This window comes from Paraburkholderia sp. BR13439 (assembly GCF_040948805.1).
Taxonomy (GTDB): domain Bacteria; phylum Pseudomonadota; class Gammaproteobacteria; order Burkholderiales; family Burkholderiaceae; genus Paraburkholderia; species Paraburkholderia youngii.
In genome coordinates this window covers 40,175-65,080 of sequence record NZ_JBFPKN010000024.1, presented here as the reverse complement: position 1 = coordinate 65,080, position 24,906 = coordinate 40,175, and the positions used below count along the sequence as shown (strand labels likewise).

General features: G+C 60.1%; 22 protein-coding genes. 21 read left to right on the top strand and 1 reads right to left on the bottom strand.

What is annotated here, in order from left to right; all coding sequences use genetic code 11:
• The first annotated feature begins 1 nt into the window (after position 1).
• The 10 genes from AB3X96_RS34290 to AB3X96_RS34245 all read left to right on the top strand — a co-directional run bounded on the left by AB3X96_RS34290 (position 2) and on the right by AB3X96_RS34245 (position 10,447).
• The gene (locus tag AB3X96_RS34290) at positions 2–877 is read left to right on the top strand and encodes a xanthine dehydrogenase family protein subunit M (RefSeq protein WP_368593172.1); all 876 of its coding nucleotides are present in this window, start codon (positions 2–4) and stop codon (positions 875–877) included.
• Complete coding sequence (locus AB3X96_RS34285; RefSeq protein ID WP_368593171.1) at positions 874–1,368, top strand: (2Fe-2S)-binding protein; 495 nt, start codon at positions 874–876, stop codon at positions 1,366–1,368. The genes AB3X96_RS34290 and AB3X96_RS34285 overlap by 4 nt, the downstream gene beginning before the upstream one ends.
• Complete coding sequence (locus AB3X96_RS34280; protein ID WP_368593170.1) at positions 1,365–3,716, top strand: molybdopterin cofactor-binding domain-containing protein; 2,352 nt, start codon at positions 1,365–1,367, stop codon at positions 3,714–3,716. Before AB3X96_RS34285 ends, AB3X96_RS34280 begins: the two co-directional genes overlap by 4 nt.
• The gene (locus AB3X96_RS34275; RefSeq protein ID WP_368593169.1) at positions 3,713–4,525 is read left to right on the top strand and encodes an IclR family transcriptional regulator; all 813 of its coding nucleotides are present in this window, start codon (positions 3,713–3,715) and stop codon (positions 4,523–4,525) included. Before AB3X96_RS34280 ends, AB3X96_RS34275 begins: the two co-directional genes overlap by 4 nt.
• The gene (locus tag AB3X96_RS34270) at positions 4,515–5,759 is read left to right on the top strand and encodes a CaiB/BaiF CoA transferase family protein (protein WP_368593168.1); all 1,245 of its coding nucleotides are present in this window, start codon (positions 4,515–4,517) and stop codon (positions 5,757–5,759) included. The genes AB3X96_RS34275 and AB3X96_RS34270 overlap by 11 nt, the downstream gene beginning before the upstream one ends.
• The gene (locus tag AB3X96_RS34265; protein ID WP_368593167.1) at positions 5,756–6,493 is read left to right on the top strand and encodes an enoyl-CoA hydratase/isomerase family protein; all 738 of its coding nucleotides are present in this window, start codon (positions 5,756–5,758) and stop codon (positions 6,491–6,493) included. The genes AB3X96_RS34270 and AB3X96_RS34265 overlap by 4 nt, the downstream gene beginning before the upstream one ends.
• Positions 6,490–7,293, top strand: coding sequence for an alpha/beta fold hydrolase (locus AB3X96_RS34260; RefSeq protein ID WP_368593166.1), 804 nt, complete (start codon positions 6,490–6,492; stop codon positions 7,291–7,293). Before AB3X96_RS34265 ends, AB3X96_RS34260 begins: the two co-directional genes overlap by 4 nt.
• Complete coding sequence (locus tag AB3X96_RS34255) at positions 7,293–7,895, top strand: SRPBCC family protein (protein ID WP_368593165.1); 603 nt, start codon at positions 7,293–7,295, stop codon at positions 7,893–7,895. The genes AB3X96_RS34260 and AB3X96_RS34255 overlap by 1 nt, the downstream gene beginning before the upstream one ends.
• Positions 7,896–7,938: 43 nt before the next feature.
• Positions 7,939–9,258: an MFS transporter gene (locus AB3X96_RS34250; protein WP_368593164.1), complete on the top strand. Its 1,320-nt coding sequence runs from the start codon at positions 7,939–7,941 to the stop codon at positions 9,256–9,258.
• Between the two features lie 106 nt (positions 9,259–9,364).
• Positions 9,365–10,447 (top strand): porin, encoded by a 1,083-nt coding sequence (locus AB3X96_RS34245; RefSeq protein ID WP_368593163.1) that lies wholly within the window; start codon positions 9,365–9,367, stop codon positions 10,445–10,447.
• Positions 10,448–10,484: 37 nt separating this feature from the next.
• Here AB3X96_RS34245 and AB3X96_RS34240 read toward each other — a convergent pair whose 3' ends face one another.
• Positions 10,485–11,162: a TetR/AcrR family transcriptional regulator gene (locus AB3X96_RS34240; protein ID WP_368593162.1), complete on the bottom strand. Its 678-nt coding sequence runs from the start codon at positions 11,160–11,162 to the stop codon at positions 10,485–10,487.
• 312 nt (positions 11,163–11,474) lie between these two features.
• On the opposite strand from AB3X96_RS34240, the gene AB3X96_RS34235 reads away from it, so the two are divergent.
• The 11 genes from AB3X96_RS34235 (at position 11,475) to AB3X96_RS34185 (ending at position 24,604) form a co-directional block, all read left to right on the top strand.
• Positions 11,475–11,885 carry a Zn-ribbon domain-containing OB-fold protein gene (locus tag AB3X96_RS34235; protein ID WP_368593161.1) on the top strand — a complete coding sequence of 137 codons (411 nt, stop codon included), beginning with the start codon at positions 11,475–11,477 and terminating at the stop codon, positions 11,883–11,885.
• The gene (locus tag AB3X96_RS34230) at positions 11,882–13,054 is read left to right on the top strand and encodes a thiolase family protein (RefSeq protein WP_368593160.1); all 1,173 of its coding nucleotides are present in this window, start codon (positions 11,882–11,884) and stop codon (positions 13,052–13,054) included. The genes AB3X96_RS34235 and AB3X96_RS34230 overlap by 4 nt, the downstream gene beginning before the upstream one ends.
• A 3-nt stretch (positions 13,055–13,057) precedes the next feature.
• Positions 13,058–13,924, top strand: a complete 867-nt coding sequence (locus tag AB3X96_RS34225; RefSeq protein ID WP_368593159.1) for a xanthine dehydrogenase family protein subunit M — start codon at positions 13,058–13,060, stop codon at positions 13,922–13,924.
• Between the two features lie 7 nt (positions 13,925–13,931).
• On the top strand, positions 13,932–16,856 hold the full coding sequence (locus AB3X96_RS34220) for a molybdopterin cofactor-binding domain-containing protein (protein ID WP_368593158.1): 2,925 nt from the start codon (positions 13,932–13,934) through the stop codon (positions 16,854–16,856).
• Complete coding sequence (locus tag AB3X96_RS34215; protein ID WP_368593157.1) at positions 16,857–18,128, top strand: CaiB/BaiF CoA transferase family protein; 1,272 nt, start codon at positions 16,857–16,859, stop codon at positions 18,126–18,128.
• Positions 18,125–19,708, top strand: a complete 1,584-nt coding sequence (locus AB3X96_RS34210; protein ID WP_368593156.1) for an alpha/beta fold hydrolase — start codon at positions 18,125–18,127, stop codon at positions 19,706–19,708. Before AB3X96_RS34215 ends, AB3X96_RS34210 begins: the two co-directional genes overlap by 4 nt.
• Positions 19,696–20,349, top strand: a complete 654-nt coding sequence (locus AB3X96_RS34205) for an SRPBCC family protein (protein ID WP_368593155.1) — start codon at positions 19,696–19,698, stop codon at positions 20,347–20,349. The genes AB3X96_RS34210 and AB3X96_RS34205 overlap by 13 nt, the downstream gene beginning before the upstream one ends.
• Entirely contained in the window at positions 20,313–21,785 is a 1,473-nt protein-coding gene (locus AB3X96_RS34200) for an MFS transporter (protein ID WP_368593154.1), read from the top strand. Before AB3X96_RS34205 ends, AB3X96_RS34200 begins: the two co-directional genes overlap by 37 nt.
• Positions 21,786–21,943: 158 nt before the next feature.
• Positions 21,944–23,089: a porin gene (locus AB3X96_RS34195; RefSeq protein ID WP_368593153.1), complete on the top strand. Its 1,146-nt coding sequence runs from the start codon at positions 21,944–21,946 to the stop codon at positions 23,087–23,089.
• Positions 23,090–23,117: 28 nt separating this feature from the next.
• Positions 23,118–23,501 (top strand): BON domain-containing protein, encoded by a 384-nt coding sequence (locus AB3X96_RS34190; protein ID WP_368593152.1) that lies wholly within the window; start codon positions 23,118–23,120, stop codon positions 23,499–23,501.
• Between the two features lie 56 nt (positions 23,502–23,557).
• Positions 23,558–24,604 (top strand): XdhC family protein, encoded by a 1,047-nt coding sequence (locus AB3X96_RS34185; RefSeq protein WP_368593151.1) that lies wholly within the window; start codon positions 23,558–23,560, stop codon positions 24,602–24,604.
• Positions 24,605–24,906: the final 302 nt, after the last annotated feature.

Here is a 24,906-nt window from a genome sequence, read left to right as displayed (position 1 = left end):
GATGAAAGCCATCGCATTCGAGTACCACGCGCCGCGTAGCCGATCAGAGGCGCTGGCGCTGCTCGCGGAACAACCCAACGCCAAAGTGCTTGCAGGTGGGCAGTCGCTGATGCCGATGATGAATTTTCGCATTGCGCAGCCCAGCCACCTGATCGACATCAACGGCGTCGCGGACCTTGCCGCCATACGCGCCGACGGCGCCGAATTCGCCATTGGTGCAATGACGCGTCAACGCGACCTGCTGCACTCCAGGCAACTGCGTAAGGCTGTGCCGCTAGTGGTCGAAGCACTGACTCATGTCGGCCACTTGCAAACCCGCAACCGGGGCACGATAGGCGGGTCGCTTTGTCATGCCGACCCGGCGGCGGAGCTGCCCACCGTCTGCACAGCGCTCGACGCCAGACTCACGGTAGAGAGCAGCGATGGAACGCGTGAGATCGCGATGGCTGATTGGGCACTGGGCTACCTGGTGACCAGCCTTGAGCCGCATGAGCTGCTGACGGGGATCCGCTTGCGCGCATGGCCGCGTGGTCACGGTTGGGCTTTTACCGAGTTCGCGCGCCGGCATGGCGACTTCGCCATCGTGAGCGTGGCTGTGCTGCTGGCGCCAGGCGCGGGCGGCAGGATCGCGCGCGCATCGATCGCACTGGGCGGGTGCGGCGACGCCCCGATCAGACTGCATGCAGCCGAGCTCCTGCTTGAAGGTCAAGTCGGTTGCGAGGATCTGTTCCACGAGGCGGCAGGCTGCGCGGTCGATCTCGAAGCCGGCTCGGATGCGTACGTCAGCGCGGAATACAGACGGCACCTCGCGCAGGTGCTTGTGCGACGTGGGCTGCTTACCGCGCATGCGCGCATGACGCACGGAGGCTCCGCATGAACGAAGCGGGCATTACCACGACTGTGAATGGCGTAAAGGTCGAACGTACTGTCGCCGTGCGGACCTCGCTGGTAGACTTTTTGCGCTATGACCTTTGCCTTACCGGCACCCACGTGGGTTGCGAGCACGGCGCCTGTGGCGCATGCACCGTGCAAGTGGAAGGTGCCGCGGTGCGCTCCTGCCTGATGTTGGCAGTACAGGTCAACGGCAGGCAGGTCGCGACCGTCGAATCGCTGGGCAAGCCAGATGCGCTGTCGCCGCTGCAACGCGCGTTCAGCAAACATCACGCACTGCAATGCGGATTCTGCACGCCCGGTTTCCTGATGACGATTGATGCCTGGCTGGGCCAGTTGCCGCCCGGCTACCTGCCAAACGACGAAGAGATTCGCGACATGCTCTCGGGTAACGTGTGCCGCTGTACCGGCTATCAGAACATCGTCGAGGCAGTGCGCGAACTGACGCGGGAACGCGCGAATGGAGCAGCGGCATGAAGCGTGACGTCATGACCGGCACCCACTTCGGCGCTCCCGTTGCCCGCAAGGAGGACGCGGCGCTGGTGACTGGCACCGGATGCTATGTCGACGATATTCAGATACCTGGCCTGCTGCACGCCTTTATTCTGCGCAGCCCGATACCGCACGGCCGCATTCGAGCCATCGACTTGGCGCGTGCCCAATCCGCGCCTGGCGTCGTGGCTGCCTTTGCGTTCGATGAATTGCCGGACTGCCTGAAGATCAAGCCAATGCCGTTAGTGGTGCCTAATCCGGCGATCCGACACCCGATCACGCAGTATGCGCTGGCCGACAGGGAGGTGCACTATGTTGGCGAGCCCGTGGCGGTCGTCGTGGCGCTCGCGCGCTCCCTCGCCGAGGATGCGGCTGAACTCGTGGATATCGAATACGAAACCCTGCCGGCGGTGGCGTCCCTGGATCAGGCAAGGGGGGCCGGCGCGCCCAGAGCGCACCTGGGGATCGAATCGAACCTCGCAGGCGAAGCGTTGTTCGCCGATGGCGACTGCAACGCGGCTTTCGCTCGTGCGCATAAGGTAATCAAGGCGAGCTTCGATCAACACCGCGGGGGCGCCTTCTTCATGGAAACGCGCGGCTGTGTCGCTGTGCCATCGTCCGTCGGCAAGAGTTTTACGCTGTACGGTGCAATGCAGGCACCGCACCGGATCAAACGAATCTTGCAGGAGTTGTTCGGCCTGGCCGACGACGAGTTGCGTGTTGTGGCGCCGTCTGACGTGGGCGGAGGCTTCGGTCCCAAAGGCTCGTTCTACCCGGAGTACGCGTTGATTACGCACTGCGTGCAACTCCTGGGGCGTCCTGTGAAGTGGATCGAGGACCGGCGCGAGAATTTTGTCGCCACGCACCAGGAGCGCGACCAGAAATGGGACCTGGAGCTGGCTGTCGACCAGGAAGGGCGTATTTTGGGGCTTCGTGGCCAACTGGCTCATGACACCGGCGCCTACGTGCCCTGGGGTCTTGTCCTTCCCTGGATATCCATGACTACGCTCCAGGGGCCTTACGTCGTTCCGACCTTCGCGCTGACACTCAAGTCCTTCTTTACGAATAAGGTGCCCACCACCCCGGTACGCGGCGCCGGTCGGCCACAGGCGGTCTTCGCGATGGAGCGGCTCATGGACAGGGTGGCGCAGGAACTCGGGTTGGATCGGAGCGAAGTCCGCCGGCGCAACTTTATCCGTCCCGAACAGATGCCCTTTAACTGTCGCGTGATTGGCCGCGATGGCAGCCCCGTACTATATGACAGCGGTGACTATCCCGGTACTCAGGCGCTGGCGCTCCAAAACGGAGACTGGGCCGGCTTTCCGGCCCGCCAGACAGCCGCAAGGGCGCAGGGACGCTACTTGGGTATCGGCCTCGCGAACTTTGTGGAGGCCACCGGCCTTGGACCGTACGAAGGCGCAACGGTGAAGATTGGTACTAACGGGAGTATCGTGGTTTACACCGGCGCTGCGCCGCAGGGCCAGTCGCATCACACGACACTGGCGCAGATTGCTGCCGACCAGCTGGGTGTTGCGCCAGCGGCAGTGAAGATCGTGACCGGCGATACCCAGGGCATCTCACTCGGCATCGGTACCTTTGCAGCGCGCAGCGCGGTCAACGCAGGAAACGCCGTACACATGGCTTGCAGTGCAGTGCGGCACAAGATTCAGGCACTTGCGGCAAAAGCGCTCGAAGCGAATCCAGGACAAATTGTTCTGGCCGACGGCATGGTTTCGGTCGACGGTGCGCCCGATCGCAGCATCAGCCTCGCCCGGTTGGCCGTCGTAGGCGTTGGTATGCCTGGTTACTCGCTCGACGAAGGCATGACACCCGGTCTCGAGCACACCAGCTATTTCTCGCCGGCTCAGTCCACCTTCTCCAATGGCTGCCATGTCGTCGAAGTCGAAGTGGACCCGGAGATCGGCGCCGTCAAGCTGTTGCGCTACGTCGTGGTAGACGACTGCGGGCGGCAGATCAACCCGATGGTAGTCCATGGGCAGGTCGTCGGGGGCGTCGTGCACGGCATCGGCAATGCGTTGCTCGAAGAACTGGTTTATGACGAGTCGGGGCAGTTGCTTTCGTGCAATTTCGGCGAGTATCTGCTGCCGCTGGCAAGCGATATCACCGAAATCGAAGTGCTGCACACGGAGACACCCTCGCCACTCAATCCTCTAGGCGTCAAAGGCGCAGGCGAGGGCGGCACGCTGCCTGTGACGGCAGCGATTGCCTCGGCTATCGAGGACGCGCTGAAGCCTTTCGACGTGACCATTTCGCAGGTTCCGATCACACCCATGAGGCTGGTCGAAAAACTGAAGGTAGCCGGAGCGCGATGAACATCTCAATGATCTCTGTTTCCGATGGCGTGCTTGCTCGCGGCGCCGCGATTATGCGAGTGCTGTGCGAAAGCGAAGTCGCGATGCCGATCAGCGCCATTTCACGTGCGCTGGGCATGGCGCCGAGCAGTGTGCACCGCATACTGGACCAACTGGTAACGGTACGCTGGGTGGAGCGTACGTCTAACCATCAGTACCGGGTTGGCTTCGAGTTTTATCGGCTGGGCTCGTTGGCCGCGAGCAGGGTCAAGCTGGTGGAATTGGCGCGCCCCCTGGTGCAACAGCTGGTCTCGCGTTGCGACGAGACAGCGCTGTTCTCCGTGCGCATCCCGAACACGGGGCAAATGATCTTCACCGAGCAGGCCGTCAGTTCGCAACCGCTGCGCTATAGCTTCCATCTGCACGAGCCGCGCTCGCTGATGTGGGGCGCCGCCGCGCGCGCTATTCTGGCCTGGATGCCGGAACCCGAGCAGCGCGACGTGCTGGCTCGCGCACCTGTATCGCCTACCGCGCGCAAGGTTCCGGCCTGGGCGACGTGGGCACGGGAGGCGCGTGAGATCCGGCAACAGGGGTATGCGACCTCGCGTGGCCACTACACCGACTGGGCGTTCGGTATTGCAGTCCCGGTTTTCGACGTTATCGGGGTAGTGGGAGCGCTGATCTTTGTCGCACCGGAAATGCGCGTGCCGCCAGCAAAGGAGCGAACCCTGCTCTCAGCGCTAAAGGACGCCGCCCTCCATCTTTCGCGCAGCCTCGGAGCTCCCGTGGATGCCAACGCACTTTCACGGAGTCAGCACCATGTGGCATGAACAACTCAAAGGCGTCGCTTTGGTTCGGGGGTTGCGAGTGATCGACATGACCCTGTTCCTGTCCGGTCCCTATGCCACCCAGGTCCTCGGTGATCTAGGTGCGGAGGTGCTCAAGATTGAGCCGCTTACCGGCGACAACACTCGAGTATTGCCGCCCAACTTTATCGGCGAAGACAGCGCGTATTACCACAGTTGCAATCGTAATAAACGCAGTATTGCTTTGGACTACAGAACGCAGGAAGGGGTCAGGCTGTTGGAGGAGCTGGTGGCCAGCAGCGACGTCTTTATCGAGAATCTGAAGCCAGGCGCGATGGCTCGGTCCGGTATTACCTACGAGCGGCTGAAGGAGATCAACCCGCGCCTTGTCTACTGCTCCATCAGTGGCTTCGGGCAAGATGGCCCGTATGCGGAGCGGCCGGCCTACGATATGGTGGTGCAGGCCATGTCCGGCGGTATGAGCCTGACCGGCGAACGAGATGGCAAGCCTGTCCGGGCGGGCATTCCGCTAGCCGATATTTCCGCTGGCCTGTACGCGGTCATCGGCATCCTGGCCGCGCTGCTGCGGCGCGAGGAAACCGGGCAGGGCGATCATCTCGATATCGCGATGCTGGACTGCCAGGTGGCGATGTTGTCGTATCAAGCGGCCTACTACCTGGCATCAGGCAAGGTGCCAGGAACCCAGGGGCGCGAGCATGAATCCATACCGTCCTACCGAGCCTTCACTGCGCGTGACGGCATGGAGGTCGTGGTTACTGCAAATACCGACCGTATGTGGCAGTCGCTATGCGAGGCGATTGGCCGCACAGACTTGCGCGACGACCCCGAATTGAGCGGCCGGAAGGCGCGCTACGAGCAGAGACAGCGCATCTGGGATGCGTTGGAGAGCGCATTCGTATCGCGTAATGCCGACGAATGGGTGCAGATCCTGGTGGCCCACGACGTGCCAGTGAGCGTGGTCAACTCGCTGGACAGGGTGATGACTGACCCTCAGGTGCGTCACCGCGGCATGGTGCTTGGCTTGCACGGCCCGGGGGGCGAACAGCTTCAGGTGGCCGGTAATCCGATCAAGGTGGCTTCGCACCCTGACCAGACACATAGGTATCCGCCACCACTTGGCGAAGGTACGCGTGAGGTGCTGGCCGAGTTGCTTGGCAAGAGCGAGGCCGAGATTCAACGCCTGCTGGCCGCCGATATCGTGCGCGAATGGATTCCGGCTAGCAAGGAGGTCGCATGAGCCTGGAAGCGGGTTTCGAGTGGAGCGCGGGTTCAGGCATCGGTCGCCTGTGCCTTGCCCGTCCTGACGATGGCAACACGGTCTCGCTGGCCATGATTCGCGGATTGCAGTCGGCGCTTGCCGAGCTGGAAGCCGACCCGGAGGTGCGCGTGATCTTGCTCGAGGCTCAGGGCGAGGACTTCTGCCTTGGACGCAACGGTGAGGGCGAAAGTCGTGAAGGACTTTCGGCCTACGCGATTCACCAGCAGTTCTTGACGCCTATCCTCGACCTGTATGCGGCGATTGACCGCTGCGGGCTGCCTGTCGTGTCAGTGGTGCAGGGGCGTGCGTTCGGCTTCGGCTGTGCGCTCGCGGCCGCATGCGATATCACGCTTGCCGGGGAGTCGGCGCAGTTCGCACTGCCAGAGATCCTGCGCGGCATTCCACCCACGCTCGCCATGTCGACGTTACGCGGCCGTGTCCCACGCAAGGCGATTGCCTACCTGATACACAGCGCGTTGCCGGTTGACGCTCGTACTGCGCGGGAGTTCGGTTTGGTTAGCCATGTGGTGCCGGACAGCAGGCTCCGTCAGCAAGCGGAGTCGCTCCTCGCAGGCATGGCGAATCAGCAACGAATCGTCAATGCCACGGTCAAGGAATTCGTCACGCTTGGGCCCGGCACTGAGCGGGCGCTGGCAAGCCGCTTTGCGGGTTTGCTGATGACAGTCAATCGATCGCATACGGCCGCCAGATGAAACACGGCACGACAACGCAGCAATTGGACCTCGGCACGCACAGCATCGCTTTCGTTGACGAAGGCTGCGGCTTTCCCGTTCTATGTATGCATAGCCTTGCGGGTAGCCTGCGTATGTGGGATGGCGCAGCGGCGGAACTCGTTCGGCAGTATCGCGTGCTTCGTTGCGATGCACGCGGGCATGGTGCCAGTACCGGCACCATGCCCTATACCGTCGAAGGATTGGCACGCGACGCACTGGCCCTTCTCGACGCCCAGGGCATCACGCGCTGCGCAGTCCTGGGAATATCCATGGGCGGCCAGGCTGCGATGCACCTGGCGTTGACGGCACCGCACCGGGTTGCGGCCCTGGTGCTGGCGAACACCTCCGCTGGAGCTCTCCCGGATGCAAAGTGGCGCGTGGCACAAACTAAAGCTCGTATCAACGAGATCGGCTATGAGCGCTTCGCCTCCGAGTACGTTGCCAGTCGACTTGCAGATGGGGTTGCCTCGTCCGCATACGCCGGCTACTTGCGTGACACCCTGGCATTGGGGGCGCAACGATATGTCGCCACGTTGTGCTCGATTCTGGCGCAGGACCTGACCGCCGAACTGTCGAGGTTGCAGGTGCCGGCTTTGCTCGTGAGCGGTACGGCCGACGTCAGCACTACGCCCGAGCGCATGCGTGCACTGGGTGCACTGCTTCCCACTTGCCGGACGCTGGAACTGGAAGGAGCAGGGCACTTCTCATGCCTTGATCAGCCCGAGATATTCAATGCCGGCGTAGTTGAGTTTCTGGCCTTCAACATAGAGGATTCCTAATGGCTTCGCACGTGATATGTCAGTTCAATCTTTCGCTCCCGCCTCAACAGGTATGGGATGCTCTGAAAGACGTCGTGGGGGTTGCCCATTGCTTCCCCGGGGTGATGAGTGTGGAGGCGCTGGATGAACGTGCCTGCAAGGGCGTGGTCCAGGTCCGCCTTGGCCCCATGCAACTGGAATTTGCCGGGCAATTTTTATACACCGAACTGGACGACGCAAACTGGTGCGCGACGGCCGATGCCCATGGCCAGGACCAGCGCGGCCGCGGACGTGCCGAGTCGAAGATCCTCCTGAAAGTCCTGCCGGAAGGGGCGGGCAGTGTGACCACGGTTGAAGCCAAAACCGAGCTGAGCGGCACTGTCGCCCAATTCGGTCGCGCGAAAAGCGTTATCCAGGCGGTGGCGGAGACATTGATCGGCAGTTTCGCTAAAAACCTCGAGGCGAAGCTCGCGCCAGCGCCGGTGGCGCCCCTGGCTGTGACCGACCGTCAACGCACCGCGGCCAATCCCCTTGCCACGGCCAATCGCGCACCGGTGGGCGGCTTGGGGCTTGCGTGGCGAGCTCTGACGCATTGGTTGCGGGGGATGTTTTCCCGGGCCTAAACAGGCAGGTAGAAAAATATTGAAAACATTTGGAGGCGAACACATGCGAGTCAACTCGACTTCGCTGGAGACGGCTGCCGGAAGCGTGAGTTCCGGCAAGTCTGGAGTAGATCGGGCAGCGTGGATAGTCTTGGGCTCGGCCTTTTTGGGCTGGATGTTCGATGCGATGGACGTCTACCTGATCGTAGTCGTGATCATGCCGGCCCTCCACGATCTTCTCGGCGCATCGCACGCTGATGCTTCACAGATCCAGGGGATTATCGTAGGGGCGAAGCTGCTTTGCTGGGGCATTGGCGGCATTACGTTCGGCGTGTTGGCGGACAAATTCGGTCGCGCGCGCGTGATGCTTGGCACGATGCTGATCTACTCAGGTTTCACCGCAGCCAGTGCGTTTGCGCAAAGCTGGCATCAGCTCCTCTTGATTCAGATGTTGGCGGGCTTTGGCATTGGTGGCGAGTGGGCCGCTGGCGCCTCGCTTGTCGTTGAAACCTGGCCGGAAAAACATCGTGCAAAAGCGGTCCAGGTGATGCAGTTTGCGAATGTCGTCGGACTGATTATTGCGTCAGCGCTCGGAATTCTTCTGGCCGGACCTGGATGGCGCTGGGTGCTCGCTGTTGGCGCTCTGCCGGCGGTCGTCAGTCTCGGCCTTCGGTTCGTGACCCCGGAATCAAAGCGTTGGAAAGAATCGCGAATTGCTGAAATTCAACACACCGGACCCAAAATGGGTTCCTTGTCGGCGATATTCCGAGCGCCATTAAGGCGTCGTACGATCGTCGGCTCGCTCGTCGCTGCAGCAATGATGATTGGTAGCTGGGGGACAACTGTGCTTATCCCCGCGCTACTGAGAAAATTTATTCAATCGGCGGGCGATGCCGAATTTATGAGGCAAACCTCCATCTCATTTACGTGGGCCAACGTCGGGGCAGTTCTTGGATTTGGGTTGACTCTGTTTTTAGTCGCATGGAATCCACGCATATCCAGACGGGCAGTTTATGCGCTCTTCTGTGCAGGTGCTTGGGTTGCGACGATCGCGCTCGTCACGGTCGCCAAAACACTGGCGATGTTTCATCTGGCAATGTTTGCGTTCGGATTATTCGCGATTGGAGGATTTGGAATCCTCGCGCTGTATCTAACGGAACTCTTTCCATTGCACGTTCGTGGAACGGGTCAGGGATTCACCTGGAACGTTGCTCGTATATTCACAGCAGCGGGTCCGTTGGCGGTCTCACTCGCGTTGGCGAAATCTGGAATATACGTCGTCGGCGTTTCAATTGCGGCAGCATTCTGGGTCGGGCTTGTCGCCATCAGGTTTGGACCGGAAACGGGCTCGGCTCCCAAAGACGGGCAGGGCGCAGATTCATAAGTCAGAACGCGTCGGACCATCGGAAGATGTGAGCAGGCTCCTTTTATGAATCTTTTCACTTATAAAATAGTAAGTATTGCTACATATAAATTATTGGAGACTATATATGTCACCCGTCCGCCGTAACCGCGGATTTCGCACCCTCTCCGTTGCAGCAGGCGTCCTTTTTGCCAATGTGGGGCATGCCCAGAGCAGCGTTACGCTCTATGGGGCGCTCGATCAGGATATCCTCTATACGAACAAGACTTTGAATCCGGCGACCATGAAGAATGGCGGCAGTCAGGTTTCGCTGGTGAATGGCGGCTGGCAGCCATCGCGCTTTGGCTTGACGGGCAGCGAAGACCTCGGTGACGGCTTTAAAGCATCCTTTAAGCTTGAAAGCGGCATCAACGTTCCCACCGGCGGTTTCAATGATTCGAACGGCAATTTCTTCGGTCGTCAGGCATGGATCGCACTAGACAGTCGATACGGCGAAATCAAGACCGGTCTTCAGTTCTCGCCATTCCTCATTGCTGTGGTTGCGCTCGATCCGCGCGAATTCTCGTTTTTCGGCGGCAGCGCGGCGATCTATGCGCACAACGTTGCCGCCACGGGTATCTTCACGCCGAATGCGATCACCTATTCGAGCCCGGACTTTGCCGGGCTGCGCGGACGCGCCATGCTGTCACTCGGCAACGTCGCGGGCTCGTTCCAGGCCGGACGCGCGTACTCAGGTAGCCTGGAATACTCTCTCGGCTTTCTGTTGATTACTGCGGCGATCTATGACTCCAATCCCGGCAGCGCGACCGTAACGCCAATACCTTCGACGGTTGCCTTTGAGGGACGGGTGATCGGCGCATCGTACAACTTCGGCTCGGTGATATTGAAAGCGTCGCTCACCAACTACAAGGTAAAGAGTTCGCTCAACAACAACGTTTATGGCGGTGGCATCGAGTATCGTGCGACACCGGAACTGACATTGAATTCCGCTATCAATTACATCACTGATCCCAACAACAGGAACAACCATTCCCTACTGGCTTCGATCGGGGCACAGTACGACCTGTCGAAGCGTACGTTGGTCTATGCACAGGCCGCGATCGTGAACAATCACGGTGCAGAAACCACCGGCTTTTCGGTTACCGGCGAACTGTCCGCTCCCGCCGGCAGCACGGTGGGCATCAACATGGGCCTGCGCCACGTCTTCTGACCTCGTTCACCATGGGGTACGTGTGGCGACGCGTTATTCAATGCGCGCGATAGCGCATCAGGAACGTGGAGACTGCGCTGCCGATGATCCTTTCAACGTCTTCGTCGGAGATCGCATGATCGATCTGCATTAGACGAGGAAAGTAAAGCGTCTCTCCCAACATGCCGATGAATTCGGCGCGTGCGAGTCGCACGTCGGCAATCTTCAGACCGCCTTCTTCCACCCGCTTTGCCAACCAGGCGTCCGTTACGTCGCTGAAGAGATCTTTCGCGCGCTGTAAGCGCAGTCCCATGTCGGGAAAGCTTCGCACTTGAGCAATGACCAGTCGCATTGCGGCAATCATGTTGGGCTCGGAAACAAGCTCGTTGTAAGCGCGTGCAATCTCACGCAAGCCCGACTCGACTTCCGGCGGCACGGCGTGATCCTTCCAGCGCGCGAACAATTGATGGAAGAGATGGTCCATCGCCTCGCTGAAGAGGATCTCCTTACCGGGAAAATGTTTGTACAGCGTCGCGTATGACACTGCTGCGCGATCGCCGATGGAATCCATCGTGGCCGCGTCGTATCCGTTTTCCAGAAAACTTGCAATTGCGACCTCCAGTATCAGCGCGCGCTTTTCCCTGCTGACGCGCTGCTGATACCCCTGTACTCCCCCCACTGCGTGATTCTCTGCCCGCGAGTGGGGCGTCTTCTTTCCTGCCTTCGCTATTGCCACTTGTAAGCTCCAAAACTATCGGTCTGCAAGGCATTCTGCCCGCCGTTGGCGAAACTCGCCAGCAAGCGAGATCTCCGAGGAGTTCTCGGAATCAGGCGGTCGAGCGGACTTTGCGGCTCACGCTCAGCACTGACCGCCTGCCGATGCAGCGGTAAGAGCATATAGCGACGGCGCTCCCGACCAGCAGGCGGCATGTCGATTCTTTCTGAAGGCAACCGCGTACACCGGGTTTTCCCTACCTTCCTCGCTGCTGTTTGTGTGTATAGTGTATTACACACTACACCATTAAAGCGGACAGGAATGAGAGTCAGCGTGAACGGTTTCAGACGATTAGGGACAGCCTCAGTTGTAAGAGGCAGGAAGGGTTGGTCATTACTCGGGGCGAAGTGCTCCGGTTGCGAAACGCAGATCTATCCGGTGCTCACCGTGTGCCCGCAATGCGGCGGTCGTGACTTCGTCGCGTCGCCGTTGCCGGCTATCGGCACCCTCTACTGCCACAGCGTGGTGCATATCGGACCAAGAGGCGTCGACACGCCCTACACCGTCGGGTATGTGGACCTGAGCGATGGTCTGCGGGTTTTCGGGCGTATCGAAATGCCGGTTGGCGCCGTACAGACGGGGCAGCAGCTCGAATTGCGAGTGGAACCGGCAAACAGGCAAGAGAGCGAGTTCATCTATTTTTTTAACGCACCCGGCAAAGTTTCGCAGCAGGTGGATTCATGAGCGTGACAAACGGTTTGAGGAGCGTGAGCGTCGTCGGCACGGGCATGATTCGTTTTGGGCGTTTCCCGGAAGTGAGTCTCTCCCAACTCGCCGCGCCAGCGGTCATCGAGGCACTTGATGAAGCCGGGATCGATCGACGACGCGTCGGCGCTATATATTGCGGTACGGTATCCGGTGGTCCGTTGGCTGCCCAACGTATCGGACGGGAGACGGGGCTGACCGGCATCGAAGCGGCGAATTTCGAAAACGCCTGCTCGTCGTCGGCGAGCGCATTCCGGCAAGCCTACCTCGCGATTGCCGCGGGTGCGGTGGATTGTGCAGTCGTGGTTGGAGCAGAGCAATTGACTCGTCTCGGAGGCGGGCCACTTGACCTCGGCGATGAGGATGTCGAGTCGGCGAACGGATTGACGATGCCGGCGCTGTACGCCATGCGCGCACAGCGATACATGCATGAATACGATTTATCTCCCGGCGATCTCGCGCAGATCGCTGTCAAGGCCAGGGCGAATGGCGCGCTCAACCCGTACGCACAGATCCGCAGCACCGTCTCGGTGGAGGAAGTGCTCAGCAGCCGACCGGTGGCCGCGCCGCTGACTTCGCATCAGTGCTGCCCGCTCGGCGACGGCGCAGCCGCGGTGGTGCTTGCAGCCTCCAACCTTCCCATTGCCAATCGGCAAGTTGCTGTGACGGTTCTTGCGTCCCATCTGACGTCGGGCCGTTATATGCAGGCAGGCAGGGATATGACGACGCCCGAAGTCACGGTGCGTTGCGCGACCGAAACCTATGAATCCTGCGGCATCGGCCCTTCCGACATCGATCTCGTCGAGTGTCACGACGCCTTCACCATCGCCGAATTGCTGTACTACGAAGCACTGGGTTTTGCCGCCCACGGAGAGGGGGTGGGTTTGATCAGAGATGGTCAAACGGCGCTAAGCGGACGGATTCCGTTCAACCCGTCCGGCGGTCTGCTCTGCAGGGGTCATCCGCTTGGAGCGTCAGGGATCGCGCAGATTGTCGAAATAACACGCCAGTTGCAAGGACGCTGCGGCGCACGGCAGGTCGGGCAAGACAGGCCGCGCGGTCCACGAGTCGGACTGGCGCACATCACCGGTGGAGGCACTTACGGCTTCGATCACGGTGCGTGCGCGATACATATTCTTGGAAGGTGAGAAATGAAGTCAGCACCCTTTACCTGGCACCGTCCGGAAAGCGTGGCGCGTGCCGTTGAGCTACTTTCCACGCTGGACAACGCACGCATCGTCGCTGGCGGACAGACGCTGATGCCGATGCTGGCCATGCGCTACGCGTATGTGGACCACCTGGTCGACGTGAACGCGATACCTGGCCTCGACGGGATAACGTTGGAAGGCGATGAGGTCTGCATCGGCGCATTGGTTCGCCAGCGGGATATCGAGCAATCTCCTTTGATTCAGCAATACGCACCACTGATGGTGGAGGCCTATCGATTGGTCGGCCATATTCAGACGCGCAATCGGGGCACTTTTGTCGGAAGTGTTTGCAATCTCGATCCGGCCTCGGAGCAGCCCGCACTTGCCGAAATCTTCAATGCGACGATCGTCGCCGTAGGACCCCGTGGAGAGCGGCGCATTCCATTTAATGAATTCGCGTGCGGATTCATGACTACTTCAATCGAGCCGGACGAAATGGTGACGCAGATTCGCCTTCGTATCTGGAACGAGCCGCACGGATATGCGTTCGAGGAATTCGCGCGCAGACATGGGGACTTTGCAATCGTCGGCGCGGCGGCCATGGTGTCGGTCGACGTAAATCACGCGATCAGGCGCGCTGATGCGGTCCTGTGCGGGATGGGCAGCAAACCTTGCCGTCTGCAGCTTGACGACGTCCTCCGGGGACAGCAGCCCAGCGCCCGTCTGGCAAAGGCAGCAGCCAGCAGAGCAAGCTGGATTGACGCTCTTGGTGACACGAGCGCCAGTGCCGCATATCGGAAACGTCTCGCGTGGACCGTGACCGAGCGTGCGCTTGGGCGCGCGTTCGCTCGTGCATTGAACGCAAGCTGAGGGGATCATGGATCAGAGAATCGAATTCGTTGAGCAAAAAAAGATTGCCTTCGAACTGAACGGACAGGCAATGACCTGCGACATAGACCCAAGAGTGACGCTCGGCGATTTTCTTCGTCACCAGCTTGGCAAAACAGGCACGCATTACGGCTGCGAGCATGGTGTTTGCGGGGCATGTACGGTACTGGTGGATGGACGTTCGATGCGCTCCTGCCTTCAGCTTTGTGGTCAGGTCGACGGGCGGAAAGTCACAACCGTAGAGGGGCTGGCGAATACCGACGGCACGCTCGGCATCCTGCAGCAGGCGTTTCAGGATCGCCATGCATTGCAGTGCGGATACTGCACCCCAGGCATGTTGACCACGCTAACGGAGTTTCTGCGAGCCAGCCCCGACCCGTCCGAGGCCGAAGTTCGCGATGCAATCAGCGGGAACATCTGCCGCTGCACGGGCTACCAGGCCATAGTCGAAGCGGCGCTGCTCGCGGCCGCCCGAATGCGCGGTGAGCCCGATCCCGTTTTCGGACTGGTCACGGCACACTCAAAGGACCGCGATTCCCCCACGGATTCGACCGTGGGTGCGCGATATGTCGGCAAACCCGTCAAACGCACCGAAGACCCTGCGCTGCTCAAAGGCGAGGGGCAATTCGTCGACGATATCCTCCTTCCCGGAACATTGCATTGCTGTTTCGTGCGATCGTCTCACGCGCACGCCCGCATCAAACACGTCGATACGCAAGCAGCAGAGGCCGTACCGGGCGTACGGCATGTCTGGACGTTCGCTGATCTGGATGAAGCACATCGGCGGCCATTGCCGGTCCTGGCACCCACTCACATGCTGACGGAGCCGCGCATGTGGTCGCCGTTGGCCTCGGACGAGGTGTGCTACGTCGGCGAGGCGATTGCCGTTGTTCTTGCAGAAAGCCGGTACATCGCCGAAGACGCCGCCAACCTGGTGCAGATCGACTACGAGGTACTGCCGGTCGCAAGCGACATCACGAAGATATTCGATCCGGATGCGCCACGGGCTCACAGCGACGTTCCGACCAATCTCCTCCTCGACATGCCGTTTGCTTTCGGCGATGTCGACTCGGCCTTCGCGCGCGCCGCGCACGTGGTCAAGCGCGAGATATTCCATCATCGCGGGACTGCGCACCCGATGGAGTGCCGCGTAACCGTCGCGCGGCTAGATGGCAGTACCGGCGAGTTGACCGTCTGGAATTCGGGCCAGGCACCGCACCTCGAGAGACGTCTTCTCGCGCAAGCGCTCGGCTACGACGAAGCGAAAATCCGGGTCATCATGCCGGATGTCGGCGGGGCTTTCGGTCCCAAGGGCATCGCCTATCCGGAAGAGTTGGTCGTGGCCTCGGCGGCACTCAAGCTGGGTGTGCCGGTCAAGTGGACCGAAGATCGGCGTGAGCACTTCCTGTGCATTACCCAGGAGCGCGATCAATTGTGGAATCTCGAGATGGCGCTCGACCAGGACGGAAAGATCCTCGGCGTGCGCGGCTCCGTGGTCCACGATAACGGTGCGTACGTGCCTTGGGGCATTGTCGTGCCGATCATCGCGGTGACCTCGTCGCTGGGTCCGTACGTCGTCCCGGCATTCGACGTGAAGCTGAAAGTGGCGTGCACGAACATGGTGCCCACCACGCCGGTGCGTGGCGCGGGGCGGCCAAAAGCGGTATTCGCGATGGAGCGGATGCTCGATGCGGCAGCCGACCATCTCGGCCTCGCCCGTCTGGAAATTCGACGCCGCAATTTCGTACAGCCGGAGCAGCTGCCGTACAAAACTGGACTGATATTCCGCGACGGTTCGCCGATGGTGTATGACTCCGGCGACTATCCGCAGACTCAGGAAAAGGCAGTCGAGCTTGCCGGTCTGGATGCGTTTCGCGCCCGTCAGGAGGGCGCGCACGCGCAGCAACGGTATCTCGGGATTGGCTTTGCCAACTATGTCGAGGGTTGCGGCCTCGGTCCCTATGAAGGGGCGGAAGTCACGTTGCAAAACGACGGACGCATACACCTGGACGTCGGTGGTGCCGGCGCGCAAGGGCAAGGAATGAAAACCATCTTTGCCCAGATCGCTGCCGATCAGCTCGGTGTCGAGATGGATGCCATTACGGTAGTCGTCGGCGATACGAGCAGGCTCGCCATGGGCATTGGGACATTTGCGAGCCGGATCACCGTCAACGCCGGCAATGCCATTCACATCGCATGCGGCAAGCTCGCCGGAAAAATCAGGGGGCTCGCCGCACACGCCCTTCGTGTCCCTCTGGATCAGATCGAGATCGTGGGTGGCGCCGCACGCGTGCGAGGCCAGCCAGAAAAGGCGTTGCCGCTCGGGCAAATCGCTCGAATGTCGTATGGGATACCTGGGTTCACGCTGCCTGACGGACTGGATGCGGGCATGACCGTCACGCATTATTTCTCCCCGAAAGCCAGCGTCTATGCCAACGGAGCGGTATTCGCGGAAGTCGAGGTGGATATCGGGACTGGCTACGTAAAGGTCTTGCGCTATGGCGTTGCACACGATTGCGGGACCGTGATCAATCCGATGCTCGTCGAAGGGCAGGTGATCGGCGGTATTTCCCATGGGATCGGAAATACGCTGCTCGAGCGCCACGGCTATGACGAGAATGCCCAGCCGCTTGCGACGAATTTCGCCGAGTTTCTGCTGCCTACCGCACTCGACATGCCATCCCGCATAGAGATGGCGCATCTTGTTTCTCCCTCGCCGAACAACCCTCTCGGCGTCAAAGGGGCCGGGGAGAGCGGGACGATTCCTGCATCCGCTGCGATCGTCAGTGCCATCGAGGATGCGCTGAGCCGATGGTCAATCAGTTTTGACGAAACACCCGTGCTGCCTGAAATGATCTTTGATCGTCTGCATGCCGCCGGCGCGTACAGCGACGTCGCCCTTGACACACCTTGAATGAAGAGCTTGCTGGATAACGATATGGACTCTGGGAAAACTGGTCCGCTGAGCGGTGTGAAGGTTCTAGACCTCACGCAGTTCCTGTCGGGCCCCTTCGGAACGCAAATCCTCGGTGACCTCGGCGCTGAGATCGTCAAAATCGAGCCGCCAGGGGGGGAACTCGCGCGCGGCGTGCCACCCCATTTCGTCGAGGGGGACAGCGCCTACTACCTCGCGGTCAATCGCAACAAGAAGAGTGTTGTCATTGACCTCAAGACGGAGAAGGGAGCCGAACTCGTTCGGGAGCTGGCCGCGCATTTCGATGTCCTTGTGGAAAACAATCGCCCGGGTGTGATGGAGCGGCTCGGACTAGGTGAGGCAGAGCTTCGCGCGCGCAATCCGCGGCTCGTCTATTGCAGTATCAGCGGATTCGGGCAGACGGGGCCGGACAGGGATCTACCCGCTTACGACATGATCGTGCAGGCGATGTCGGGGGGCATGAGTCTGACTGGGGAGCCAGGCAGGGCGCCCGTTCGCGCCGGCATCCCGATCGGCGACCTGGCGGCCGGCATGTATGGCGTGATGGGCATTCTCGCTGCGCTGGTCGAGCGCCAGACTTCCGGCGAAGGACGGTTCGTCGATGTGTCGATGCTCGACGCGCAAATCGCGATGCTTTGTTATCAAGGTGCCTATTATCTGATGTCTGGCGACGTACCGGAACCGCAGGGACGAGGCCACGATTCGATACCGACCTACCGCGCGTTCGAATGTGGCGACGGCGTTTCACTGGTCGTGACCGCCAACACGGAACGCATGTGGGCGGACCTGTGCAAGGCCATCGGTCTGTCACAACTCATACACGACCCGCGATTCAAGGATTCGGCCACACGGCTCGTGAACAAGGCGGCGCTATGGGAAATACTGGAGGCGCGCTTCCGTGACGAACCGGCGCAGAGTTGGCTCGATTCGCTGAATTCGGCTTCGATTCCGGCCGCACTGGTTAAAACAGTTGATAAAGCACTGAATGCCTCTCAGGTCGCGCATCGAGACATGGTCGTCGAGCTTCGCAGTCGAGCGGGATCTCATGTGCGCGTGCCCGGCAATCCAATCAAGTTTGATGGTCCGAGGCATACCGATGCGAGTTACCCACCCCATCTGGGGGAGCACACGAACATCGTACTCGGGGAGTACATCGGCCTTGAGGCCGAGGCACTGAGGACACTCCAGAATCAGGGGGTTGTTCGGCAGTTTGTACCAGGCATGCCGTCACCCGGCGTGAAATCACGATGAGCGAGGAGATCGGCATGCATGAAAATCTTCTGCTGAAGATGAAGGGTAATGTTCTGCATATCACCCTGAGCAGTGCTGACGGCAAAAACGAGTTAGATGACTCGATGATGCGAGCGCTCACGCAGGTGATCAGCGATCCTCCCGAGAGCACCGTGGCCATTGTTTTGTCCGGGGAGGGCGAGAACTTCTGCGGAGGGCGGGCCGCATCGCCACCGCCGGCGCTTTCCCCAACGGAAGATCCACGCCCCGCAATCAAGGCACGGGGTGCGGCGCCCATTCTCGCACTCTACGAGGCAATCCGTTCGAGTGCGGTACCTGTTGCCTGCTTCGTCAAAGGGCTCGCTTCGGGTATCGGTTGCGCAATCGTTGCAGCGAGCGACTATGCGGTCGCCGAAATGCGTAGCCAGTTCGAGGCCGATGAACTCGCGAAGCAGTTTGCTCCTGCACTGCTGATGTCCGTCCTCGTCGCGCGTGTCCATGTCAAAGCGATTTCGCGTCTGGTTCTAACGGGCCAGCCCATCGACGCAGCGACCGCCTTGGACTTTGGGCTCATCGGCGAAATGGTCGCTCCTTGGGAACTGGACAAAGCGCTGGACGATTTCATCGCCTTCATGAACAGCCGGGCTCCGCAGGCATTACGCGGCATCAAGACCTTCCTGCGCGAGTCGCCCGGTCTGCATGCGCCAAAGCTTGCCACGCTTGCCGCCGACGTTCTGGCGGAATCGATAGCGGCGCGCCTTGACGTGATCGCGCCGTTCGTGCCGTCTCACGAGAAGCGGTCTCTGACCGTCGACGGCGAACGCATTGCCTATATTGACGTCGGCCATGGGCCCGCGGTCGTTTTGCTGCATAGTCTCGGCACATCGAGCGCGCTGTGGGATGACATTCTGCCCGCACTCACCGCGAACTACAGAGTCGTGGCGATCGATGCCCGAGGTCATGGCGACTCGACGAAGCGAAGCGCGTGGAATGCGGACGCTGTCGCCGACGACGTCGTCGCAGTGGCGGAGGCCATCGGTCTCGATTGTTTTGCCCTGGTGGGTATCTCGATGGGGGGACTGACTGCGGTACGCGTTGCCTCGAAGCTGGGGCGGCGCGTTGCAGTCATGGTCTTGTCGAGCGCTTACGCCGGCGTTTCAGGACCCGCGGTGGAAAAGCGGCTCGCCGCAGCCGAAGGGATGCTGAAAAAACTGCCTATGCATCTCTTTGCGCGCATGTACGTGGAGCAGACCCTCCACAGGAACACCCCATATCTGAAGCGGGAACGACTTGCGCAGCAGATTGCGGGCATGGCTTCAACGGATTACCTGGAAATATTGCGCGCCATTTCCACGGATGACGTGTCCGGTCTTTTGCGCGACATCGAGGTGCCGACGCTCGTGCTGAAAGCCGAACTCGACATGAGCATACCCAGAGCCGTATCGGCGAAGTTGGCACAAGGAATCCCGGGTGCGAAGGAACGAACGCTGGTCGCTGCCGCGCACCTCGCATGTGTCGATACGCCCGATGCGTACGCCGAAGTTTTATTAGGGTTGTTTGAGAAATACACGGATGAAGGTGGGGAAGTATGGAAATCGTAAATCGCTTTTCGGTCGACTCGACTATCGAGAACACCTGGAAGGCACTACTCGACGTGCCGCTGGTCGTGTCCTGCTTTCCCGGTGCGACGCTGACTGACACACTCGGCAAAGATTCGTATAAGGGGCTGATTCGCGTCAGGCTGGGTCCCATCGCGATGGAATTCGCCGGCACGGTCACATTGAGCGCACCGTTTGGAGACGTATATACGGCGACCGTCGACGCGACATGGCAGGAGACCAAAAACCGGGGATCGGCGACTACGGTGACCACGTTTTCTCTATCGCGGTTCAGTGGCGCCGCCGGCACTCAGGTCGACGTCCGCACCACTGTGCAGATGGCGGGGCAGGTGGCGCAGTATGGCCGCGGGGTTGGCATCATCAACGCCGTATCGGAACAGATGGTCCGCCAATTCGCGGCAAATTTGCTGAAGAAACTCGCGGATCGTCCGGCTGGAACAGAGGCGTCTTTAGTCGACGCGGACGCGTTCGCCTCAACGTCCACTGGAGAAAGAGAACCCGTGGCGGCAAGACGCAACGACAACACTGCGGGCTCAACGAACGAGATTACCGTGCTCGGCTTGTTGTGGGCAACGGTGGTTGCAAAATGCAGGCAGTGGTTTGCCAGCGCGCATTCATCATAGTTCTCTTCGTTGATTTTTCTGTTCAATTTGGCCGGTTTGGAAAAAGGCAGCAGCTTCTACTGAGCCTTGCGATGCACGGCACACGATGGCATCGAAGTGCGGGCGAGTGCTTCCATAATTATAAGCAGTACAACGAAGGAGATGAGCAGATGGAGACGAACTCGACTACGTTCGAGTCGACAGACCGTAGGAGCAATGTCGGTGCTTCTGTCGTGGGCAAGGCAGCCTGGATTGTCCTTGCGTCCGCGTTTATAGGGTGGATGTTCGATGCGATGGATCTCTACCTTTTCACCATGATCATGGTGCCGGCCCTTCACGACCTGCTCGGGCCTTCACAAGGCAGCGCCCTGCAGATCGGAGCGCTCATTGTCGGCGCGAAACTGGTTTGCTGGGGCATCGGCGGCATTCTGTTTGGCGTCCTGGCCGACCGATTTGGGCGAGCTCGAGTCATGCTCGGCACGATGCTGATCTACTCGGTATTCACGGCGGCCGGTGCCTTGGCGCAGGACTGGCATCAACTCCTCGCGTTTCAGATGCTGGCGGGTTTTGGAATAGGGGGAGAATGGGCCGCTGGCGCCGCGCTTGTCGTGGAGACCTGGCCGGAAAAACACAGGGCGAAGGCTGTCCAGGTCATGCAGGTTGCCAATGTGCTAGGGCTGATTGCCGCGTCCGCGATTGCGATCCTTCTGTCAGGTGCGGGATGGCGCTGGGTGCTTGGCGTGGGAGCGGTACCGGCAGTCGCGAGCCTTGGGCTGCGGTTCATCACACCGGAATCGACTAGTTGGGAGCAGTCGCAGGCGGCCGCAATTCGCCACGCAAGTCCGAGGATGGGCTCGATATCCGAGATTTTTGGCCGTCGGTTGCGTCGTCGAACCGTGGTGGGCACGCTCATTGCCTCGGCAATGATGATCGGTAGCTGGGGGGCATCCATCCTCTTTCCCACATTGCTGAGAGAGTTCTTCCCATCCGCCGGCAACGCGGAATTCACGAGGCAGACGGGCATCGCGTTCATGGCGACTAACGTCGGAGCGGTACTTGGATTCGCTTCGATTCTGCTCCTCGTCACGTTGATACCGCGTATTTCCAGACGGACTGTCTATGCCGTGTTTTGTGCAGGTGCCTGGATTGCAGGCATTGCACTTTTTGGCGGAGCGAAAACACTGGGGACGTTTTATGTCGCGATGCTTGGATTCGGCTTTTTCGGATTGGGGGGATTTGGAATAGTCGCGCTGTACCTGACTGAGCTTTTTCCGCTCCATGTTCGCGCCACGGGCCAAGGCTTCGCCTGGAACATGGCACGTCTGTTCACCGCGCTTGGACCGTTGATCGTGTCGTCTGCGTCGGCAAATCTGGGATTTCGCACGGTTGGAATCGCTCTCGCTACCGTATTCGGAATGGGGCTGGCTGCCATATTTTTTGGCCCGGAAACTGGCTGAAAGGGCGACGGGGAAGTTCGACCCTCGACACTCAACAAGCTTCGTGGATGCCCGATCAGGAGTGCGAATGATCGTAGATCGGCAATTGGCACGCACTGCGATCCTTGTCGTGACCGCGCCGGACTAATCCGGCGAAGAAATACAACATTGGAGACAACATGAAGTTGAAAGTGATAGCCGCCGCGACGCTCGTTGCGTGGGCGGTCGCGGCACACGCGCAATCGGCGGTGACGCTGTATGGCGCCATCGATACCGGATTGCTGTATCAAAGCGCGAACGCGCCGAATTTCCAGTCGAAAGTGAATCTTGGGCACGTGTACGAACTCAAGGACGCGGGAATGTTCACCAGCTTCTGGGGGCTCAAGGGTGCCGAAGACATCGGGGACGGCTACAAAGTCAACTTCAGGCTCCAGGGAGCATTCACCAGCACCAATGGGAAGTTCGGCCTGTCCGACACGCCGGGCTCCGCCGCAATCTTCAACCAGCAATCGACGTTGGGCATCTCTGGTCCCTTCGGTTCGATCGACGCCGGCCGTCAGTTCGTGCCGATGATATTTGCGATGGCCGACACCGACGTACGGGGTGCGCAATTCTTCGGCAGCATCCTCACCGCATGGCTTGGCATGAATCAGGCGGCGGGCTGGCAGGGCACCAGTACAAACGGAGCGATCGGTGCCTTGTACGACTCCAACGCGATTGTTTACCAGTCGCCGAAGTTTTACGGTGTATCGCTTGGGCTCGAATACGCGCCGGGTGGCGTCGCGGGTCAATTCCAGGGGGGCACGCGCGAGTCGGCGGTGCTTAGGTATTCGAACTACGGACTGAACCTCTCGGCTGCCTACTACAACGGCCACGACAGCAATCCGTTCACGACGACACCGGCCGGCGCGATCATCACGGCGCCGTCCACGGGGCTCAATAACAACCGTTTCTACTATTTGGGCGCGATGTACACGTTCCGCGACCTGTCAGTGTCGACGTCATACAGCATCGGCAGGAATCCGGCGAACAGTCGTAAGGACGACTTCGAGATGATTTCCGGAGGGCTCGGCTACAAGTTCACTCCTTTTCTCAAGGTCACCTCGGGCTTCTATTACCTGAAGGATCGCAACGTTTCGTCCAATCAATCGGATATGTACGTGGTGGGTGCCGAATACAGCTTGTCGAGAGCCACCATTGCTTACGTGCAGGTTGGCCATGTCAATAACCGGGGCAAGATGAGCCAGACGATCGCCTATGGCGCGCCGGTTCCTGAGGGTGCCTCAAGCACCGCGGCGATGATCGGCATCCGCCATACGTTCTGATCCCGGCACGGCCGAACTGGAGCATTCAATGAAGACAGGCAGAGCACTAAAGATCGCTGTTGGGTTACTGGTCGGATCAACATACCTTCATGTCTGGGCGCAGGCCAGCGACAGCGAAGCGCTTGGCGTGTCGAAAGGCACAGTGACCGAAGCTTCCGGCGGCATGACCGCGAAGAGCAACCTGAAGGACAATTTTTTACTGCGCCGCAAGGTCTATGCGGCGATCGTAAAGCACAAGGAGATCAACGCCGGCAACGTCAGCGTGGTCGTGAAGGGTGGCGCGGTGACGCTCGACGGGACAGTGACGGATGCTTCCCAAATCGGCGAGGCGACGGAGATCACGAAAGGCGTTTCTGGCGTGACGTCCGTGACCAACAGGCTGACGGTCGAAAAGCCGTTTGGCAGTCAGTAGGCCCACTTGCATGATGGCATGACGGTGCGTACCACATACAGAACGGAAGTGTGAGCATGAACAGTGTTGATTTCGAGGTGCTGGACGCTACGATGCGCTGGCTCGATGCAGGCCACCGCATTCTGCTAGTGACCGTGGTGAAGACATGGGGTTCGTCGCCTCGCCCGGAGGGCGCGATGCTTGTTTTGCGCGACGACGGTCACGTGGTGGGCTCCATTTCGGGCGGCTGCATCGAAGATGACCTCATCGACCAGGTGCGTCGGTACGGCGTCGCACAGAGGACACCGGAAGTGGTCGAATATGGCATCAGTGCCGAGGAGGCGCGTCGTTTCGGATTGCCTTGCGGAGGCACGATGCAACTCGTGCTTGAGCCGATTACGCGGCAAAGCGGTATTCAGCCCCTGTACGAAGCACTCAGTCGTAGGGAACTGGTGGCGCGCACGTTAGACATGACAACGGGTGCAGTCACACTTGGGCCAGCGAGCACGACTGACGGTGTGTACTTCAACGAGAGGCGTCTAACGACGATTCACGGGCCCCGCTACCGTATGCTCGTTATTGGCGCTGGGCAGCTATCGCGATACCTATGCCAGGTCGCGATAGGACTCGATTATCAGGTGGTGGTGTGCGACCCGCGCGAGGAGTACACGCACACATGGGATGTGCCCGGCACGAGGCTCGTGCGCACGATGCCCGACGATACGGTCCTGGATATGAAACTCGACGAACGCAGTGCAATGATTACGCTCACGCACGATCCAAAGCTCGATGATCTCGCGCTGATGGAAGCGCTGAAGACACCTGCGTTCTACGTCGGCGCGCTTGGTTCACGGCGCAATAATGCTGCGCGGCGAGAGCGGCTTAAAGAGTTCGATCTGAGCGACACACAGCTTGCACGGTTACGCGGTCCGGCGGGGATCTACATCGGCAGCCGCACGCCTCCCGAAATCGCGATATCGATTCTTGCTGAAGTGACGGCTGCGAGGAATAGCGTGTTGCTACCGGCAATCCTCCGGGTCGAGCGTGGGAAGACGGCTAAAGAAGTCACGAATGGCACATCGATAAATGAGTTGCATCTCGCTGACGTACGTCTGGCGGTTTAATAATCTCGGGGATCAAGCTCGAGCCATCAGTGGATCAAGGTGTTGATGTTTTTCAAGCGGACTATGTAAGCCCGATACGAAGCGCAGAGGCTTTAATTGTTCGTCTCGGCTGTTTCGAACCTCGGAGCCCAATGCATGTATTTCACTTCACCGAAGGCCCCGATGGCTCGGTCAACGACGTCGCCGTCGCCACTCGCGTCCGCAGGGCAGGGCTCGTGGTGGCGCCGCTTTCGATCTGGTACGCGAATGGCCGTGCGCGGCGCACGCAAATGCGTAGCGTGGTGTCCATTGCCACGACGAGA